Genomic DNA, 18,472 nt, shown 5'->3' with positions numbered 1-18,472 from the left:
TATCAACTATCAACTATCAACTGTTACTCCGAAGCCGTCCCGCCCCAGTTCTCCGGGAAGCCGGGCATGCTTTCACAGCCGCACATGGCATAGTGCAGCGGCGGCATGCCGGGCTGGACGAACTGCTCCAGGTTCTCCTGAGTCACCGACGGCTGCGGCAGCCGCCACGGGTCGGGAACCTGCTCGCCCTGCAAGACCTTGAGGGCAGCGATGACCGCCGTGCGCCACTGGAAGGTCGGGAAGGTCGGGGCGATGGCCGTCAGGCCCTCCTCCTGCCACTTGACCAGGAAGTCTTGCTGGTCTTCGCCGTTGATGACCGGGTAGGGCTGGCCGGCGTCTTCGAAGGCTTCCAGGGCCGCCACGGCCGTCGCGCCCGCGTCCATCCACACGCCGTCGATCTGGCCGTGCTTCTGGATGGCGTCGGTGATGATGGTCTTCACCTTGTCGTTGTTGCCGTCGCCGAACTGAACCTCGACCACGTCAATGTTGTTCTGCTCGAAGTACTGCTTGGCCGCCGCCCAGCGCGTCTCCAGCACGTCCACGCCGGGCAGGATGCGCAAGGCGACCACCTTCGCGCCGTCGGGCAGGTTATCGGCCAGGAACTTGGCGCCGGTGTAGCCGAAGGCGTAGCCGCCAATGGGCTGCACGAACGTCGCCGGGCAGTCAGTCTGCACGCCGCGGTCGAACACGACAACCGGCAGACTCTGGCACGCCTCTTCCACGGCCGGGGTCAGAGCCAGGGTTGTGTTCGGGCTGACGATGAGCACGTCACAGTTGCCGCTGGCGACCAGGTCCTGGATATCGGCGATCTGCTTCTCATCGTTGCCTTCGGCATCCACGTGGATCCACTCCTCGATCTCCGGGTGCAGGGCAACCTCGGCCTCCATGGTTGTGTAACCAACCACGCGCCAGGGGTTGTTGACGCCAGCGTTCGAGAAGCAGAAGGTGTAGGGGCCTTCCTTGGCATACTGCGACGTGTCAACGAAGTTCGGCTCCAGGTATTGGTTCCAGGGCTCGCCCTCAGGGCCTTCCGGGACAACGTCGATCAGGCGGATCGAGTTGTCCAGGTCTTCCTGGCTAAAGAACTCGGTCGCCACGGCCGCGGCTTCCATGCCCAGGCCGGCCCCGGTTTCGGCGGCCGGTTCTTCGGCGGCTGGTTCTTCGGCCGCTGGCTCTTCAGCCGCTGGCTCCTCGGCCGCCGGCTCTTCGGCCGCCGGCTCTTCGGCCGGGGTGGCCGCACCGCCGCCGCCACAAGCAACCAGGGCAAGCATCAGCGCGATAGCCAGTACCAATAACAATGTTCGCAACGGTTTCATGGGATTCTCCTCCAAGCTTTATATTGGGTGAAACGATCTCACACACTTGCGTGTCCCCGGTGGGGACGCGTCCACGACGGATTCAACTCTCCTTGCGCGCATCACCTCCTTATCGTGTCTTTCTTGTGCTATACGCCGTGTATGCTACTGCGGCGATGATGATTAGCCCCTGCACGGCGTCGCGCAGCGGCTTGGGTAAACCCAGCAGGTTGAGCAGCGTAAACAGGAGTTCCAGCGCCAGCGCGCCGGCCATGGCCGCCGGGATGGAACCCCGACCGCCCAGCAGCATTGTCCCACCCAGCACGGCGGCAGCGATAGTCTGCATCTCCAGGCCCGTGCCGGCATCAATGGAAACGCCGCCCCGGCCGCCCAGTAGCACGCCGCCGATCACGGCCGTCATCGAACAGAGGACGAAGGCCGAGATGCGCATCAGGTTGACGTTGACGCCCGACAGGCGCGCCGCCCGCGGGTTGTCGCCCAGGGCCAGCAGTTGCCGACCATAGTTCATCCGGTGCAGCAGCAGCCAGTAGCCGACGCCGAAGACGACCAGGACGATGACGGCATAGGGGAAGTCCTGCAAGCCGAATAGTCCCTCGATGCCCCCGCGCCCCCACATGCGAAAGTTATCGGGCAGATAGCCGCGCGGCGCGCCGCCCGACCAGTACAGGCCAACGCCGCGGGCGATGAGTAGCATGCCCAGCGTGGCGATGAGCGACGGAACCTTCAGGAAGGTCGTGACCGCGCCATTGATCAGACCCACCAGGAACCCGCCCGCCAGCAAGGCTAGAATCACCCACCACGTGGCGTTGGGGTCGTTGTTCGCCAGGATGGCCCCGATGATGACCGTCGAGGTGACGACCGAACCGACCGACAGATCAAAGCCGCCGGAGACGAGGACAAACACCTGTCCCGCGGTCAAGATCATCAGCGGCGTGGCTCGCTGCAGGAAGGTCAGAAAGTTGTTCGGCTCAAAGAAGACCGGGTTGCGAATGCCTACCCAGACCAGCAGCGCCAGGGCGATGAAGTACACCGGGTTGATGCTGCGCACCCGCTGCATCAGTCGCGCCGCAAAGGACTCCTCTGTCCCCGTTCCAGCGGTAATCTGTGTCATCGGCCTTCTCCTATCCCTGTTCCGCCTTCGATCTGAAGGTGTAGAACCCGACGGCCAGAATGATGATGGCTCCACGCAGGATCTGCTTCATATAGGCGTCAATTCCGATCTGATTGAACATCGTGTCCAGGATGCTGAAGATGAGCACGCCGGCCAGCGTGCCCCACACGCCGCCCTTGCCGCCCGACAGCGCCGTGCCGCCGATGACTGTGGCGGCAATGGACTCCAGGTCGTAGAGACCGTCTGTGCCCACCCAGGGCGCGCCGGCCCGCAGGCGGCTGACAACGAATAGCCCCGTTAGCACCGCCGTGCTGCTGCAAATGACGTGGGCCAGTGTCAGGACGCGCCCGGTGTGCAGGCCCGATAGGCGCGCGACTTCCTCGCTGCCGCCCACGGCATAGAGGTGCGCGCCGTAGCGCGTGCGGCGCAGCACGAACCAGCCGGCCAGCACCACCAGAAACAGCACGATCACCGAGATGGGAACCGGGCCGATGGTGTCATAGGCGAAGGATTGAAAGCTGGCCGGCACAGACCCGGCGAAGTTCTCGAAGGTGGCGTTTAACAGGCCACGCAGGATCAAGCCCACGCCCAGCGTGGCGATCAGCGGGTTGACCTTGAGCCGGGTGACGAGTGTGCCGTTGACCAGTCCGACAACGATGCCCACACCGAACAGCACCAGCACCGTCCACCAGACGCGATTCGGGTCGCCGGCCATGAGATAGGAAGCGCCGACGGCGGTGACGCTGATGAGATAGGCTACCGATAGGTCAATGGCCGCGCCGAGCATGACGAACGTCTGTCCCACGGCGACGATGCCCAACGCTACTGACCGCACCAGGATGTTCGTCAGAATGGTCTGATTGAAAATGAACAACTGGTCGTCAATGCCGAAGATCGCATCGAGCAGGATGGCCGCAAAGAAGATAATGATCAGGATGCCATAGACCGGCGGGATGTTACTCTCGCGCAGCCGTCGCCGCGCCCGCTCCAGGGCTGACTCCGTCCTTGCCGGTGGTGAGATCGCTGCCATAGCTTCAACTCCAGAAAATTATGAATTATGAATTAGGAATTATGAACTATGAATTATGAAACCTCCGATCACCGGTCTTTGATTCATAATTCATAATTCCTAATTCATAATTGAGTCGCCTGCCCCGTCGCCAGTTGCATAATCTCCGCCTCGCCCGACCCGGCAGGCAGTTCGCCGGCGATGGCCCCATCCCACATGACGATGATCCGGTCGCTCATGCCGATGACCTCCGGCAACTCCGACGAGATCATCAACACCGCCGCGCCGGCCCGGGCCAACTCGCGAATCCGCTCGTGGATGCTGGCCTTGGCCTCGATGTCAATGCCGCGCGTCGGCTCGTCGAAGATGAGCACGCTCGCGTCTGTCGCCAGCCACTTAGCCAGTACGACCTTCTGCTGGTTGCCGCCGCTCAGGAAGCGCACCTCGCGCTCCATGGTGGGGGCGCGCACGTCCACGCGCTGTGCCAGCTCCAACGCCAACTCCTTGCGGCTGCCCGTGCCGTTGCGAAAGGCGCGCGACAGCTTGTTCTTCAGCGTGCGCAGCGTCAGCATGATGTTGTCATTAATGGGCTGCTTCAGCGTCAACCCCTCATACTTGCGGTCTTCGGTCACGTAGCCGAAGCGATTGCGGATAGCCTGGGCCGGGGTGCGGAATAACTCCGGCTGCCCCTTGATCTCCATCACGCCCTCGCGGAAGGGAACCACGCCGAAGATGGCCTGGGCCAGCGCGGTGCGCCCGCTGCCCTGTAGGCCGGCCACGCCGATGATCTCTCCCGCGCGCAACTCCAGATCGATGTTACGCAACGCATCGTTCGACGCGCCGCGCAGCCGCAGGGCCACGTCGCCGATGTCCTCCGGCCGGGCGCGGTCGGGGAAGTAGTCGGACAGGATGCGGCCGACCATCATCTCCACGATCTTGTTCATGGTGATATTTTTGGTCAGCGCCGTGCCCACCTTCTGGCCGTCCTTCAGCACCGTCACGCGTTGGGCCAGTTCGAAGACCTCCGCCAGACGGTGGGAGATGAAGATGATGGCGATGCCACGCGCTTGGAGCCGGCGCACCAGGTCGGTCAGCACGGCCACCTCTTGCGAGGCCAGCGCGGCCGTCGGCTCGTCCATGATGAGCACTTTGGCGTCATAGCTGAGCGCTTTGGCGATTTCGACGACCTGCTGCTGGGCCACGGACAGGCTGCCCAGCACGGTGGTGGGGTTGATCAGGCTCTCCGCCTCCAGTTCGCGCAGTACGGCGCGGGTGTCTTCTTCCAGCCGGCCGTAGTCGATGACGCCGAAGCGGTGCGGCTCGCGCCCCAGAAAGATGTTCTCCATCACCGTCCGTTCGGGCAGCAGGTTGAACTCCTGGTAGATGATGCTGATACCGGCGCGCTGGGCCTCCGATGGGTGGTTAAATGTCACCGGGTGGCCGTCGAGCAAGATGCCGCCGCTGTCTGGACGATAGGCGCCGGCCAGCACTTTCATGAGCGTGCTCTTGCCCGCCCCATTCTCGCCAACGACGGCGTGGACTTCACCCGGATAAAAAGCGACCGAAACGTCGTCGAGCGCCCGGACGCCGGGGAAGCTCTTGGTGATATTCGTGACTTCCATGATCGGCGGCACGTCAGCCGCCGCCACTGGCCCAGTCGCCACAGGTTCGGTCACAATGTCGGTCAGGAAACTTTCGGCCATCTTGTATCTCGCAGTTCATTCTTCAAGAACGCCAGTCCCTCGGTCGCAATGGCGTCCTGGCTCGGGGCTACATCGCGCCAGATGCAGACGGCGCGAGCGATGGACGTTACCTCAGGCGTAAAGCTCTCGATGACCGCCGCGCCCTCGTAGCCCACGTCGCGCAGCGCCGCGGCCACAGCGGCCCAGGCCACTTGCCCCCGGCCGGGCACGCCGCGGTCATTCTCGCAGGCGTGGAAGTGGTACAGCCGGTCGCCCGCCCGCCGGATGGCGGCGGCCGAATCGCGCTCTTCCAGGTGCATGTGGAAAGTGTCCAGGTGCAGGCCGACGTGCGGGCTGTCAATGGCGTCGAGTATTGCCAGCCCCTGCTCGACTACGTTGATCAGGTCGGTCTCGAAGCGGTTGAGCGCTTCCAACGCCAGTCGCACGCCGTGGTCGCCAGCGTAGGCGGCCAGGGGGCGCAATTCGGCGGCGGCCCGGTCGCGCTCCCTTTGGCGTGTGTCGCGGTCGGGGGCCGGTGTCTTGCCCACCGCACCGTAAAGCGGCCCGCCCACGACGGGGGGTAGCCCGCCCAGCGTGGGGGCCAAGCGAGCGGCGGCGTCAATCAGGCCGCGGATGTAGCCGGCGGTGGCCCGGCGCTCGGCGGCGTCCGCCGCGGCCAGGTTTCGCCCCGGCCCCAGCACGCCACAGGCCAGCACACCCAGCCCCAGTTCAGACGCTCGTTCGGCCAGCGCCGCCACGTCAATCGTCGCCGGGTCTTCAAAGGCGACCTCGATCAGGTCGAAGCCCATTTCCCGGACGCGCTCCAGCAGCGGCAGGTGCACTCCCGTATCGAAGGGCGAGACAAAGTTGAACGTGTTAACCCCGAATCTCACCGCCATCTCCGTTCACACTGACTGATTCACTGACCACTTGGGCAGACACGCCGGTCTGCCCCTACTGCTTGCCGACGGTGACCTTCTTTCCCGTCTGACTCGACTCGACCGCCGCCGCCAGCACTTCCATTTCCCGCAGCCCATCGTGGAAGTTGGGCGCGATCGTCCCGCCCGTCTCAATGGCCTGCATGAAGTCCACCACGGCGTGGTGAAACTCGTGCTCATAGCCGATGATGTGGCCGGGGGGCCACCAGTTGGCGATGTAGTCGTGGTGCGCCCCCTCGGTCGCCAGGATGGTGCGGAAGCCCTGAGCGTAGGCCGGATCGTTGCGGCTGAAGACCTGGAGTTCGTTCATTCGCTCCAGGTTGAAAACGATGCTGCCCTCGCTGCCGTAGACCTCAAAGTAGTTGTAATTCTTGCGGCCGGGGGCAAAGCGCGACACCTCGAATGAGCCGAGCGCCCCATTGGCGAACTCAGCGATAAAAAATGAGGCATCGTCCACGGTGACGGGGCCGCTCTCGGTTGACTCGCCCGAGCCGGCGCTGAAGGTGGCTGCGCCGGCGCCCGGCAGGGGGCGCTCCTTGATGAAGGTGGTCGTCATGCCCGTCACGCTGGTGATGTCGCCGATCAGGTAGCGGGCCAAATCCACGCTGTGGGAGCCCAGGTCGCCATGCGCTCCGTAACCGGCCGTCTCGGCGCGCAGGTGCCAGGTCAGTGGGAAGTTAGGGTCAACAATCCAATCCTGCAAGTAGGCGCTGCGCCAATGGAAGATGCGACCGACAAAACCGTCGTCAATGAGTTTTTTGGCCAGCCGGATGGCCGGCGCGCGACGGTAATTGTGGTTGACGTAGTGCACTACGCCGGCCTTCTCAGCCGCGTCCACCATCTGCCGCGCCTGCTCGATGGTCAGTGAGAAGGGCTTTTCCAGGAAGATGTGCTTGCCATGTTCGGCCGCGGCCACGGCCATCTCGTGGTGCAGATACGTGGGCGTGGCGATGTCAACGATATCGACGTCCGGCCGGGCGACTACTTCGCGCCAGTCGGTAGACCACTCCTCCCAGCCCCACGTCTCGGCCAGCCGCCGCGCGCCGGCCGGATCGACGCCGACGGCGACCTTTAGTACTGGCCGGATGCCCATCTCGAAGAACCGCGGCGCGTTCAGCCAGGCGTTGCTATGCGCCTTGCCCATGAACTTTGTTCCGATGATGGCAACGTTGAGTGTTTTCATCTATCTCCTCCTTCCGGTTACGAGGTACGAGGTCCTACTTCGTCTCTCGTATTTCTCCTCTCATATGTCATTTGATGGTGAACGCATTTTCCAGCGCCAACCAGATTCCCCCAATGACCCCCGCGTCTTCGCCCAGGCGCGAGTACTCGATGCGCAGGCGGCGCGTGCTGAGGGCGGTCGCCCGGCGCAGCGTCGCCTGGCGAATGGACGACAACAGCACGTGACCGATCTGGCTTACGCCGCCGCCAATGAAGACCGCCTCCGGGTTGTAGAAGTTGACCAGTGTCGCCAGCACGCCGCCGATCATCCGGCCGCTCTGGCGGATGATCTCGTTGGCCGCTCGGTCGCCGGCCGCCGCCGCATCGCCTACATCGACGGCTGAGAGCATGCCCCGCTCGGCCAGCCGCGCGGCCAGGAAGTCGCTTTCGCCTGCCTCGGCCCGCGCCCGCGCCCGCGCGGCGATGGCCGGCCCGGCGGCCATAATCTCCAGGCAGCCCTGATTGCCGCAGTGGCACACCGGCCCGTTGTAGTCCACGCAGATGTGGCCGACGTCGCCGGCAGCCCCGTCGGCTCCGTGATAGACCTGGCCGTTGGTGATGATGCCGCAGCCAATGCCGGTGCCGATCTTGATGAACAGGAAATTCTCCAGCCCCTTGCCCGCGCCCGCCTGACACTCGCCGCGGGCCATGATGTTGACGTCATTGTCCACGGCCACTCGGGCCATCGGGAAACGCGCGCGCAGGAAATCCTTGATGGGGAAGCCTTCCCACAGCGGCATGAGCGGTGGGGCGATGAGCACCCCAGGGGCGAACTCGACCGGCCCGGGCACGCCGACGCCGACGGCCATGACGGCCGTGGAGGCTGTGCCGCGCCGGGCCAACAGGTCGCCAATCAGATCCGCCACACAACCGAGGAATTCGTCCGGCCGACCTCGCACGTCGGCCGGTTGGGCGATGCGCTCCAGGATGCGTCCGCGAAAGTCGGCCAGGGCCACGTCGACGCTGGTCGCGCCAATGTCGACGCCGACAACGTAGCCCAGGTCGGGGTTGATATCGAGCAGGAAGGGGCGGCGGCCGCCAGCCGATTTGCCTTCGCCCACTTCGGCTAAAATACCGGCGCCGACCATACGGCCGACGATACCGGTCACGCTGGCGCGGGAGTAATCTAGGTGGGCCGACAGGTCGGTGCGCGAGAGGGGGCCATTACCGCGAATAGCGGCGACGATAGCCGCCTCCAGTGGCTCAAGTAGGAGCGTAGACGCATCAACGGGTGTCGAAGCGGCTGGCGAATTAGCCACGGCAATTGCTCCCTGAGGGCGAAGCCGCCGAAGCGGCTTATGTCGCTCGTTAGATGGGTTGCTTCATTTTCTAAAGCAAGACTTACATAGAATAATGTAAGAGCGCCGTTTTGTCAACGATGTCTGAGCGCCAAGTCTTACTCTTGACCCGTCTACATCCCTTATATCGGCCCTACTCCGGTAAACGGATCGCGGGGGATGGGTCTGAGCCTGGAACAACTGCCGTAGTATCAGTGTAAAAATCGCCTTGAAGGCGACTGAACCACAAAGCAAAGGGCGGCTCCCTTGAGCCGTCCTTTGTCTGTTACGTCACCGCGCCCGCGCGGCGGTTACCCCTCCAACGCCCCCAGCAGCGCCGGCAGCAGTTGCTTCTTGCGCGACACCACTCCCTGCGCCCGCAGCGTGCCGTCGGGCAGCTTGGGGTAGGGCAGGCCGCCCAGGGCTGGCACGTCCGAGGTCAACACCAGCCGGCTCGAGCCGCGCACCACATCGGTGACCATGAGCATGGCGAAGTTCAACCCCTTGGCGTCGCGCAGCTTGATCAACGCCTCGCGCAGCGGCTCCAGATGTTCATCCAACTCGACCAGCGACGTGACCTCTACCTGGGCCACGCCGAAGTTTTGGCCGGCGGCTTCGTAGAGCTTGAAGTCGTTGCTGACGATCTCCTCCGGCTTGCGCGTCGTCAGACCGGTGCCGGCGCTGACGACCTTCTCGCCATAGCTCTGCACCGTCTCGCCCAGCAGTGGTGAGCCGACGACAAAGGCCCAACGCCCCAGCCGCTCGGCGATCTCATGATCGCGCGGCGTGGTCGTGGGCGAGGTCAGGATGAGTGTGTCCGACAGCAGCCCGGCCAGCAGCAGCCCGGCCAGTTCCGGCGGCGCGCTCAGCCCGGCGTCGTTGATGCGCTCGGCGATGAGCGTCGAGGTGCTGCCGACCACGTCCACGGTGAAACGGATGGGCATGCGCGTGGAGGAGTTACCCAGCCGGTGATGGTCAACGATCTCAACAATGTCGGCATCCTCAATAGAGCCAATGGCCTGGCCCGGCTCGTTGTGATCGACCAGGATGAGTTGCATACGCGGCGGGTTCAGCGCCTCACGGTGCCGGCAGATGCCGACGTAGCGGCCGTTGTCGTCCACGACCCAGAACTCGTTGCGCTCCTCGCGCATGATACGGTTCAGCGCGTCGCGCACGCGGGTGTTGGCCTGAAACTGGGGCACGGTATTGTCGCACGCCTCGCGCCCCGGCATGTCCATCAACTCGCCGATGCGCATCTCCTCGCGGCGCGGGTGGGAGCCGACGGTGCGACTGAGGAAGTCGAACAGGCTGATGACCGTCACCAGGCCGAACGGTTTGCCCTCACTGTCCACGATGGGGGCGACGCCGCCGGTGCGGTTGGCGATAGACCAGACCTCGCGCAGGGGGTGTTCGGGCGCGGCCGTGTTCAGCCGGTGGGAGATGGCGGCGAAGCGCGGCGAGGCGTCGTTGAGCAGCACGGGCGGCTCGATGCTGAGATGGTTCAGCACCCACGTAGTCTGCGGGTTCAAGTGCCCGGCGCGGGCGGGGATGGCGTTGTGCCCCTGGTCTTGCAGCAGCCAGGCGTAGCCCATCGCCGCGGCGATGGAGTCGGTATCGGGGTTCACGTGTCCGACGACGTAGAGGGCGTTGTTCTGATTTCCGGTCATTTCTTGCTTCCTGAGAAGAAGCATCCACAGATTTCACAGATTACACAGATTGAGAGAGCGAAGCTGCGAATGCTTTGTTAATGGTTTGGTTAGCGGCGCGCCAGACGCCGCGTTGTAAGGTAAGCGCGCCGGCTTACGATCCCGCTATCTGTCCGCGGGCCGGCCCAAGTCTACCACATTTGCCGCAGTATAGGGGCTAGGGGTTAGGGGCTAGGAAAGAGCGCTTTTCCCTAGCCTCTAGTTTCCAATTACAGAGTGCGCATCCTCAGATGCGCGCTTCGTGCCTGCGCCGTCCGCATCTGAGGATGCGGACTCCGTGTGATGGGCTTCTTCCCTAGCCCCTAACCGCTAGCCCCTAGCCCCTATATCTGCCATAATCGCTCCATGCCCATGATCGACATCCGCCCCTTGCCCCGCTTCGACGCGCCGGCCTTTGTCGCCATCTCCGGCGGCTACACCACCACTGAGATATACCGCATGACCCGGTCGGAGAGCGACGCGCAGACTAGCTTCACCCTGACGCTGGAGCAACTGCCCGCGCCGGAAGAGTTTCGCTTCCCCTTCCCGGATGATGACCTCGAACGATACAGCGAGCTCGTGCCCAACGAGTATTGCCTGGGGGCTTACGACGGCGAAACGCTGGTGGGCGTGGCCCTGGGCGAGCCGCGGCAGTGGAACAACGTGCTGTGGGTGTGGGAGTTCCACGTCGCCCCGGCTTACCAGCGGCGGGGGATCGGCCGGCAGCTGATGGCGACGCTGGCGGAGCGGGCGCGGGCGACCGGCTTCCGCGCCCTGGTGCTGGAAGCGCAGAACACCAACGTGCCGGCCATTCGCTTCTACCGCCGCGCCGGCTTCGCCATCGAGGGCGTGGATATTTCCTACTACACCAATGAAGATTTGCTGCCCGGCCGGAACATGGCGGTCTTCATGAAGCTCAGACTGGAATGAACAAGCTCTCAGCCGTTGCTCGTCGTCCTCACTTGGCCGCCGCGCTGCTCTTCCTTGGTCTCGCCCTGGTGTTCTTTGCCCGCGCCCTGTTCCCGCCGGCCGGGCAAGTGCTGGCCGGCCACGACATGGTGGGCAACTACTATATCTACTGGGAAGTGGTGCGCGAGGCGTTGCGCGGCGGCCGGCTGCCGCTCTGGGAACCCAACATCTTCGGCGGCTTTCCCTTCCTGGCCCAGCCGCAGGGCAATACCTTTTATCCGCCCAACTGGATCAACCTGCTCGTCCCGGTGCGCGTCGGCGTCACGCTGCTCATGGTCTTCCACGTCTGGCTGGCGGCGTTCGGCATGTACGCCTACACGCGCTATCTGGGCGCGCGCTGGCTACCGGCGGTGCTGGCCGGGTTGGGTTTTGCCTATGGCGGGCTGCTGACCGGGCGGCTGTGGGCGGGGCACGGGCCGGTCTACGCTGTCTTCATCTGGACGCCGGCGATGCTGCTGGCGCTGACCTGGGCCGCGGATCGCCGCCGCTGGGCCGCGGCCGTGGTGGCCGGCGCGCCATTCGGGCTGTCGCTGCTGGCCGGGCACGTGCCGTCGTTCCTCTACGTCGGCCTGGTGTGGGCCGCCTTCGCCGCCTACCTGATCATCACGCGGCCGGGGCAGCGCCTCCTGGTGGCGCGGCAGGCGGCGACCGCGGCGGTCGTCGGGTTGGCGCTGGCCGCTGTCCAGCTCGTGCCCTTTTTGCAGTTCAGCCTGTCGTCGGAGCGGCTGGCCGTGGCCGATTACGCCTTCGCCACCGACTACTCCCTGCCGCCGGCGCACCTGGTCACCCTGCTCGTGCCGGAGTTCTTCGGCGAGCCGACCTCGGTCGGCTACTGGAGCGTGCCCACGTTCGAGGAGTTGACCTATTACGCGGGCATACTGGCCGTGCTGGGCATTGTGCTGGCTCTGCGCCGGCCGACGCGGCTGACGTGGTTCTACCTGCTGCTGATCGTCTTCGGCCTGTGGTTGGCCCTGGGGCGCTACGGCGTCCTCTACGAACTGGCCTATCGCTTCCTGCCGCCGTTCCGCTTCGTGCGCGCGCCGGGGCGGGCGGCCTTCCTCTATCTGTTCGCCGCTTCGGCGCTGCTGGCCCACACTCTGAGCGTCTGGCGCGATCTGCCGGCCGCGGAGCGCCGCCGCGCGCTACTGCCCTATTGGCCGGCGGCGCTGAGCGTGCTGGGCATCGCCCTCTTCGCTGCCCTGGCCGCCACGGGCGCGGTCTTCCTGTCCGTGCACCCCACCGACACCAGCGGGCGGCTGTGGCAGCAGATCGGCGGCTACGCGCTGGCGCTGGCGGTGGTCGGACTGGGCGGGGCGTTGATTTGGGGCTATCTGATGGACGATGCGGGGGAGCAGGGGAGCAGGGGAGCAGGGGAGCGCTTACCGGTAGAGTCCGCATCTGAGGATGCGGACTCTGCTCGCCCCCGCCCCCCCGCACCCCTGCCCCCCCGCACCCCTGCCCCCCGGCGCATTCTCCTCGCCCTATGCCTCATCACCCTCGTCCTCGTCGACACCTGGGCCTTCTCCTGGAAGATGGTGCGGCTGGCCTCGACGGCCCCGGACGCGGTCTGGACGGATGGACGGGCGATCGTCGGGGAGCCTGACGGCCGCGTCCTGCCCTGGGGCGTGCCACTGTTCAGCCAGAACGGCGCTATGCAGGTCAACTGGCCCAGCATCTTCGGCTACGACTCGCTGGAGCCGGCCGCCCACATCGCCCTGGCCTCGTCCGTGCCCGATCCGCGCTCGACCGCCTACGACGTGCTGGGCGCGTCGCACGTGCTGGCCGGCGGGCCGCTGGACGAGTTCACCGAGGGCGACAGGGCGCTGACGCTGCTGGGGCAGCAGGGGCGGGCCTGGGTCTACCGCCGGGCCAGGCCGCTGCCCATCGCCCGGCTGGTCTACGCGACCGAGGTCATCCCCGACCCCGCGGCGGCCATCGACCGCATTCACGCCGAGGGGTTCGACCCGGCGACGACGGCCATCCTGGACGAGACCGCGCCCTGCGAGTTGGGCGCGACGGGTGCGGGTGCAGCCGAGATCGCCGCCCACGAGCCGACCCGCTGGACGATTCACACTCGCAGCGAGATGCCGGCGCTGCTGGTGCTGGCCGAGAACGCCTACCCCGGCTGGCGTGTCACCGTGGATGGCGAGCCGGCGCGGTTGATGACAGCCTACACGTCGGTGCGCGCCGTCTGCGTGCCGGAGGGGGAGCACGTGGTGGAGTGGGTCTACGCGCCGGCGTTGTATGGGGTGGGTGGGGCGCTGACGGTTCTTACCCTAGTGGCGTTGGCCGGCGCTGTCTTCCTGTTGCACCGTTCGTAGTCAGGCGATCCATCGCCGTTCTTTTGTAGCGCAGCCTGTCAGGCTGCACTGGCGCAGCGGCAGCCTGACCGGCGCCGCTACGGGCGCAAAGAGCGCCAATGAATTGGCTAACTACGAACCGACGCTCCGACTCTAGCCGATCAGCGCCAACTCAATCGCCTCATACAGCGTCCGGCAGCCGATGATCTCAAGGCCGTCGGGCGACTTGCCGGTCTTTAGCTGGCGCGTGCGGGGGACGACGCAGCGCTTGAAACCCAGCTTGGCCGCCTCCTTCAGACGCGGCTCCAGTTGGCTCACCGCGCGCAACTCGCCGCTCAGGCCGACCTCGCCGAAGAAGGCCATATCGGCCTGCACCGGCTTGTCCTTGATGCTGCTGGCGATAGCCAGGGCCACGCCCAGGTCGGCCGCCGGCTCGGTGATCTGGAGACCGCCGATGACGTTGACGAACACGTCCTTGTCGTGCAGCGGCACGTGCACCCGTCGGGTTAGCACGGCCGTCAGCAGCAGCAACCGGTTGTAGTCGATGCCGTTGGGCGTGCGGCGCGGGTTGGCGAAGGTTGTGGAGCTGGCCAGCGCCTGCACCTCGACCAGCAGCGGGCGCGTCCCCTCCAGCGTGACGACGATAGCCGAGCCGGGCGCGTTGGCCTGACGCTCGGCCAGGAACGCCTCCGACGGGTTGGGCACTTCGACCATGCCCTGCTCCACCATCTCGAACACCCCCACCTCGCTCGTCGCGCCGAAGCGGTTCTTGACGCTGCGCAAGAGGCGGTAGCGGTGGAACGGGTCGCCCTCCAGGTAGAGCACCGTGTCCACGATGTGTTCCAGCACGCGCGGTCCGGCGATAGCCCCTTCCTTGGTGACGTGACCGACCAGGACGATGACCACGCCTGTCTGTTTGGCAACCTCCTGCAAGCGGGCGGCCGACTCGCGCACCTGGCTGACGCTGCCGGCCGACGAGGTGAGGCGCTCGTCGTAGGTCGTCTGGATGCTATCCACAATCGTCATGATCGGCCGGACGGTCGAGATGTGGTCGATGATGGCGTTCAGATTGGTCTCGGTCACCAGATAGAGATCGCGGGCGTCGATCTTTAGCCGGTCGGCGCGCATCTTGATCTGCCGCGCGCTCTCCTCGCCGGAAACGTAGAGCACCGGGCCGTGCAGGTTGGCCGTCAGTCCGGCGATCTCCAGCAGCAGCGTCGATTTGCCGATGCCCGGGTCGCCGCCGACCAGGATGAGCGAGCCGGGAACCAGCCCGCCGCCCAGGACGCGCGAGAACTCGGCTACGGGCAGCGCCAGGCGATCCAATCCGTCGGAGACGATCTCGTGGAGGCGCTGCGGCTGGGAAGTGGCGAAGCTGGCCCCCTTCTTGCCGCCCGCGCCCGGCTCAGGCGCGATCAGTTGTTCGACCATGGTGTCAAACTCGCCGCAGCGCGGGCACTTGCCCATGTAGACGGGCGCCGTCCGGCCGCAGGCCTGACACACGAATTGAGTTTGTCGTTTTGCCATGCCGCAAGTATAGCGGGATTTCACGCGATCTGTACGGACAGGGGGAGTCGAGATATTATAGTTGGCTCGATACTATGATTAACTGGCTGTCCGTCATCGCCAATGGCTTGTGGGTTGCCGGCCTGTCGGTCATCCTGGCCGCGCTCAGCTACACCTACTGGCTGGCCGGTCAGGCGGGCCGCTCATGGGGCGCAGAGTTGAGCCAACCCGGTTCGCTGCGCGTCTGTCTGGCCGGTCTGTTCCTGGTCGGTCTGGGGCTGGCCGGGACGAGCCGCTCGGCGTGGCAAGTGGCGCTGGCCGTCGCACTGCTGCTGGGTTGCGTCGTCGCGCTGGTTTCCCTGCGGGGGGCGTCGCCGAGATAGCCATGAAGAGAGTGACCATGCTCCATCGTTTGACTGCGCTGCTGGCGCTGCTGCTTTTGGCGGGGCTGGTGGCCGGCCGCGCCGCCGCGCAAGACGCCTACCCGCCGGCCGAGGCGACGCCGACCCTGGCCGCCCCGGCTGAATCGTTCCAGCCGTCAGCCGGCCAGCCCGATCCGCTGGCTACCCCGCCGGCCTACCCTGAACCGGCCGACCCGAGCGTTGCCCCCATCGGCGAGCCGCCGGAGGCCGCGCCGGCCGTGATGACATCCGTCCCGGCCATCGCGCCGAGCATCAGTAGTTCCGGCCTGCTCTACCTGTGGCTGGGCTTCCTGGCCACGCTGCTCATTCTGGCCGCCAGCGTCATCGGCGCCATCTTGCTCTTCGTCCGACGCAACGAGTCGGGCTGATGGACGAGGAGCGTCAGGAGCCGCCGGCTTGATCACCGAGAAAGCGCCCCGTCCGAGCGCCGCGTGGCGTCGCTACCTGCCCTGGCTCAACCTGGCCCTGGCGGTGGGTCTGGTCGCCGCCGGGCTGTGGTATCTGTCGGCGCGGGTCAGTCTGGCGGCTATCGGCCGGGCGCTGGCCGGCGCGTCGATGGGCTGCGTGGCCCTGGCTGTCGCCATCGTCTTGTTGACCATCGCGCTCAAAGCGTGGCGCTGGCAGCTCATGCTGTCAACCACCGACCGCTCTCCACTGACCCCTGCCGTCCCCTTCCGCGCCGCCTTCTGGGCCACCGCCCTGGGGCAATACGTTAACCTCGTCATCCCCTTCCTGCGGCTGGGCGAGGTGGCGCGGGTTTACGCCCTGAACCGGGAGACGGGGGCGAGCGCGGCCCGCGCTCTGGGCACGCTGGTGGTGGAGAAGACGCTCGACCTCATTTTCTTCGGGCTGACCATCCTGTTCGTCCTGCCCTTCGTCATCCTGCCCGACTTCATGGATCGGCCGGGGCCTCTGCTGTTCGTCCTGCCCGCCCTGCTGCTGGCCGCGCTCTACCTGCTGGCCTATCGCACCGAATGGGTCATCGGCCTTTGGCGGCGCGTCATCCGGCCGCTGCCAGAGCGGGCGGCGGTCTTTCTGCTGCGCGTGGCCGTGGCCGGGCTGGAGGGGCTGGCGGCGCTGCGCGATCGGCGGCGGATGGCGTTGCTGGTGCTCACGTCATTGGTCATCGCGGCGCTCTCGGTCGCGCTGCCCTACGCGCTGGGGCCGGCGCTGGGCCTGCCGCTCAGCGTCCTCGACGCGGCGCTCATCCACATCGGCGTCACCATCGCCATCACGCCGCCCAGCACGCCGGCCAAGCTGGGCGTCTTCAACGGCGCGGCGGCCCTGCTGCTGTGGCAGTTCGGCCTGACCGACGAGACGGCCATCCTCAGCTACACCATCCTCTTTTACCTCGTCGCCATCGGGCCGCAGATCGTGCTGGGGCTGATGGCCGCGTCGCGCACCAAGTGGCGCTGGTCGACCGCCATCCCGGCTGGGGCGGTTGAAGGGGAACAGGCGTGACCGAATTCGTCTCCGTCGTTATCCCCGCCTACAATGCCGCGGCGACCATTGGCGCGTGCGTGCGGGCGGTATGCGCCCAGGCGTATGAGGGGGCGTTCGAGTTACTCGTGGTTGACGATGGCTCGACCGACGGCACGGCCGCCGTCGCCCGCGCTGCCGGGGCGACGGTCATCACCACGCCGCGCGGCCGGCCGGCCGCCGCCCGCAACGCCGGCCTGCGCGCCGCCCGCGGGGCCATCGTCTGCTTCACCGACGCCGACTGCACCCCGCGCCCCGGCTGGCTGCGCGAACTCGCCGCGCCCTTCGCCGATCCGGCCGTCGTCGCCTGCAAGGGCAGCTACGCCACGCGCCAGACGGCGCTGGTGGCCCGCTTCGTCCAACTGGAGTACGAGGACAAGTACGACTTGCTGCGCCGCCAGCAGACCATTGACTTCATTGATACCTACTCGGCCGCCTACCGACGCGCCGTACTACTGGGTCACGGCGGCTTCGACGAGCGGTTCGACTATCTGGAAGACCAGGAGCTTTCCTTCCGGCTGGCGGCGCGCGGCTGCCATATGCTTTTCCGCGAAGCGGCCGTTGTCGAGCACTTCCACAGCGCCACCCTCCGCGCCTACCTGCGCAAAAAGGCGATCATCGGCTACTGGAAAGCCCAGGTGGTGCGCCGTTACCCCGATCGGGCTGTGCGCGACTCGCACACGCCGCAGGTGATGAAGGTGCAGATGGGGCTGGCCGCGCTGATTGTGGTCGCGCTGGCCGCCAGCGGCGTGGGACTGGCGCTCGGCTGGGGCTGGCAGGCGCTAGGCCCGTTCGCGGCGCTCCTGCTCCTCTTCGCGGCGACGACGATCCCCTTCGTCCGCAAGGCGTGGGCGAAGGATTGGGGCGTGGCGCTGGCCGCGCCGGCGTTGCTGTTCGGGCGGGCGCTGGCGTTGGGAGCAGGCTATGGGTGGGGGCTGTTGCGGCCGAGGCAGTGGTCAGTAAGCGGTGAGCAGTAAGCAGTATTCAGTGGGTCAGTATTCTGTAGGTCAGTGGTCGGCGCTCAGTGGTTAATGGTAAAGGTGAAAGGTCAGGCTGAGGCAAGAGCAGGTGCAACCTATTTCAGAAAGTGGGTTGCACCGGGGACGGGGGCGGCGGCGCTGGTCGTCTACGTGCTGACGCTGGCCCCTGACCTGACGTGGGCTAACGCCTCGGCCGATGGCGGGGAACTCATCACGGCCTCGGTCACGCTCGGCATCCCCCATCCGCCCGGCTATCCGACCTACGTCCTGCTCGGCAAGCTGTTCAGCGCCATCCCGCTCGGCCCGGTTGCCTATCGCTACAACCTGCTCTCGGCCGTCTGCGTCGCCGGGGCGGTGGGGCTACTGGCGGCGCTCATGGGGCGGCCCGGATCGCCGGCGTCCCGCGGGCTGCCCCCGCTCACGGCTGTCGCCGCGACCCTGACCTTCGCCTTCGTTCCACTCGTCTGGAGCCAGGCGGTCGTGGCCGAAGTCTACGGCCTCAACCTGCTGCTGGTGGCCGCGTTCCTCTTCACCTGGAGCCGCCGCGGCCCGGCGTGGCTGGCGGGTCTATGGCTCG

General features: G+C 66.1%; 16 protein-coding genes. 7 read left to right on the top strand and 9 right to left on the bottom strand.

What is annotated here, in order from left to right:
• Positions 1-23: 23 nt before the first annotated feature.
• The 8 genes from ACE3UY_RS20485 to ACE3UY_RS20450 form a co-directional block, all read right to left on the bottom strand.
• Positions 24-1,316, bottom strand: coding sequence for an ABC transporter substrate-binding protein (locus tag ACE3UY_RS20485; RefSeq protein ID WP_374689336.1), 1,293 nt, complete (start codon positions 1,314-1,316; stop codon positions 24-26).
• A 109-nt stretch (positions 1,317-1,425) separates the two neighbouring features.
• Positions 1,426-2,427 carry an ABC transporter permease gene (locus tag ACE3UY_RS20480; protein ID WP_374689335.1) on the bottom strand — a complete coding sequence of 334 codons (1,002 nt, stop codon included), beginning with the start codon at positions 2,425-2,427 and terminating at the stop codon, positions 1,426-1,428.
• Between the two features lie 10 nt (positions 2,428-2,437).
• Positions 2,438-3,457 carry an ABC transporter permease gene (locus ACE3UY_RS20475; protein WP_374689334.1) on the bottom strand — a complete coding sequence of 340 codons (1,020 nt, stop codon included), beginning with the start codon at positions 3,455-3,457 and terminating at the stop codon, positions 2,438-2,440.
• Between the two features lie 104 nt (positions 3,458-3,561).
• Positions 3,562-5,058 (bottom strand): sugar ABC transporter ATP-binding protein, encoded by a 1,497-nt coding sequence (locus ACE3UY_RS20470; RefSeq protein WP_374689346.1) that lies wholly within the window; start codon positions 5,056-5,058, stop codon positions 3,562-3,564.
• 62 nt (positions 5,059-5,120) lie between these two features.
• On the bottom strand, positions 5,121-6,011 hold the full coding sequence (locus ACE3UY_RS20465; RefSeq protein ID WP_374689333.1) for a sugar phosphate isomerase/epimerase family protein: 891 nt from the start codon (positions 6,009-6,011) through the stop codon (positions 5,121-5,123).
• A 61-nt stretch (positions 6,012-6,072) separates the two neighbouring features.
• Positions 6,073-7,239: a Gfo/Idh/MocA family protein gene (locus tag ACE3UY_RS20460; RefSeq protein ID WP_374689332.1), complete on the bottom strand. Its 1,167-nt coding sequence runs from the start codon at positions 7,237-7,239 to the stop codon at positions 6,073-6,075.
• A 67-nt stretch (positions 7,240-7,306) separates the two neighbouring features.
• On the bottom strand, positions 7,307-8,536 hold the full coding sequence (locus ACE3UY_RS20455; protein WP_374689331.1) for an ROK family protein: 1,230 nt from the start codon (positions 8,534-8,536) through the stop codon (positions 7,307-7,309).
• Positions 8,537-8,865: 329 nt separating this feature from the next.
• Positions 8,866-10,221, bottom strand: coding sequence for a DHHA2 domain-containing protein (locus tag ACE3UY_RS20450; protein WP_374689330.1), 1,356 nt, complete (start codon positions 10,219-10,221; stop codon positions 8,866-8,868).
• A gap of 384 nt (positions 10,222-10,605) precedes the next feature.
• On the opposite strand from ACE3UY_RS20450, the gene ACE3UY_RS20445 reads away from it, so the two are divergent.
• A complete protein-coding gene (locus tag ACE3UY_RS20445) occupies positions 10,606-11,169 on the top strand; it encodes a GNAT family N-acetyltransferase (protein ID WP_374689329.1) in 564 nt (187 codons plus the stop codon).
• On the top strand, positions 11,166-13,529 hold the full coding sequence (locus tag ACE3UY_RS20440) for a hypothetical protein (RefSeq protein WP_374689328.1): 2,364 nt from the start codon (positions 11,166-11,168) through the stop codon (positions 13,527-13,529). Before ACE3UY_RS20445 ends, ACE3UY_RS20440 begins: the two co-directional genes overlap by 4 nt.
• A 132-nt stretch (positions 13,530-13,661) precedes the next feature.
• Here the strand turns inward: ACE3UY_RS20440 and radA are convergent, their stop codons facing one another.
• A complete protein-coding gene (radA, locus tag ACE3UY_RS20435) occupies positions 13,662-15,035 on the bottom strand; it encodes a DNA repair protein RadA (RefSeq protein ID WP_374689327.1) in 1,374 nt (457 codons plus the stop codon).
• A gap of 74 nt (positions 15,036-15,109) precedes the next feature.
• On the opposite strand from radA, the gene ACE3UY_RS20430 reads away from it, so the two are divergent.
• The 5 genes from ACE3UY_RS20430 to ACE3UY_RS20410 all read left to right on the top strand — a co-directional run.
• The gene (locus ACE3UY_RS20430) at positions 15,110-15,397 is read left to right on the top strand and encodes a hypothetical protein (protein WP_374689326.1); all 288 of its coding nucleotides are present in this window, start codon (positions 15,110-15,112) and stop codon (positions 15,395-15,397) included.
• A 2-nt stretch (positions 15,398-15,399) separates the two neighbouring features.
• Complete coding sequence (locus tag ACE3UY_RS20425) at positions 15,400-15,804, top strand: hypothetical protein (RefSeq protein ID WP_374689325.1); 405 nt, start codon at positions 15,400-15,402, stop codon at positions 15,802-15,804.
• Between the two features lie 28 nt (positions 15,805-15,832).
• Positions 15,833-16,897: a lysylphosphatidylglycerol synthase transmembrane domain-containing protein gene (locus ACE3UY_RS20420; RefSeq protein WP_374689324.1), complete on the top strand. Its 1,065-nt coding sequence runs from the start codon at positions 15,833-15,835 to the stop codon at positions 16,895-16,897.
• A complete protein-coding gene (locus ACE3UY_RS20415; protein ID WP_374689323.1) occupies positions 16,894-17,892 on the top strand; it encodes a glycosyltransferase family 2 protein in 999 nt (332 codons plus the stop codon). Before ACE3UY_RS20420 ends, ACE3UY_RS20415 begins: the two co-directional genes overlap by 4 nt.
• 54 nt (positions 17,893-17,946) lie before the next feature.
• Positions 17,947-18,472, top strand: a 526-nt coding sequence (locus ACE3UY_RS20410) for a DUF2723 domain-containing protein (RefSeq protein ID WP_374689322.1), incomplete at its 3' end; no start/stop codon positions are given.

Source organism: Promineifilum sp. (SeqCode) (genome assembly GCF_041918635.1).
In the GTDB taxonomy this organism is placed as follows: domain Bacteria; phylum Chloroflexota; class Anaerolineae; order Promineifilales; family Promineifilaceae; genus Promineifilum.
Note: the sequence above shows the minus strand (reverse complement) of the source record. Positions and strands in the feature narration are given on the sequence as shown.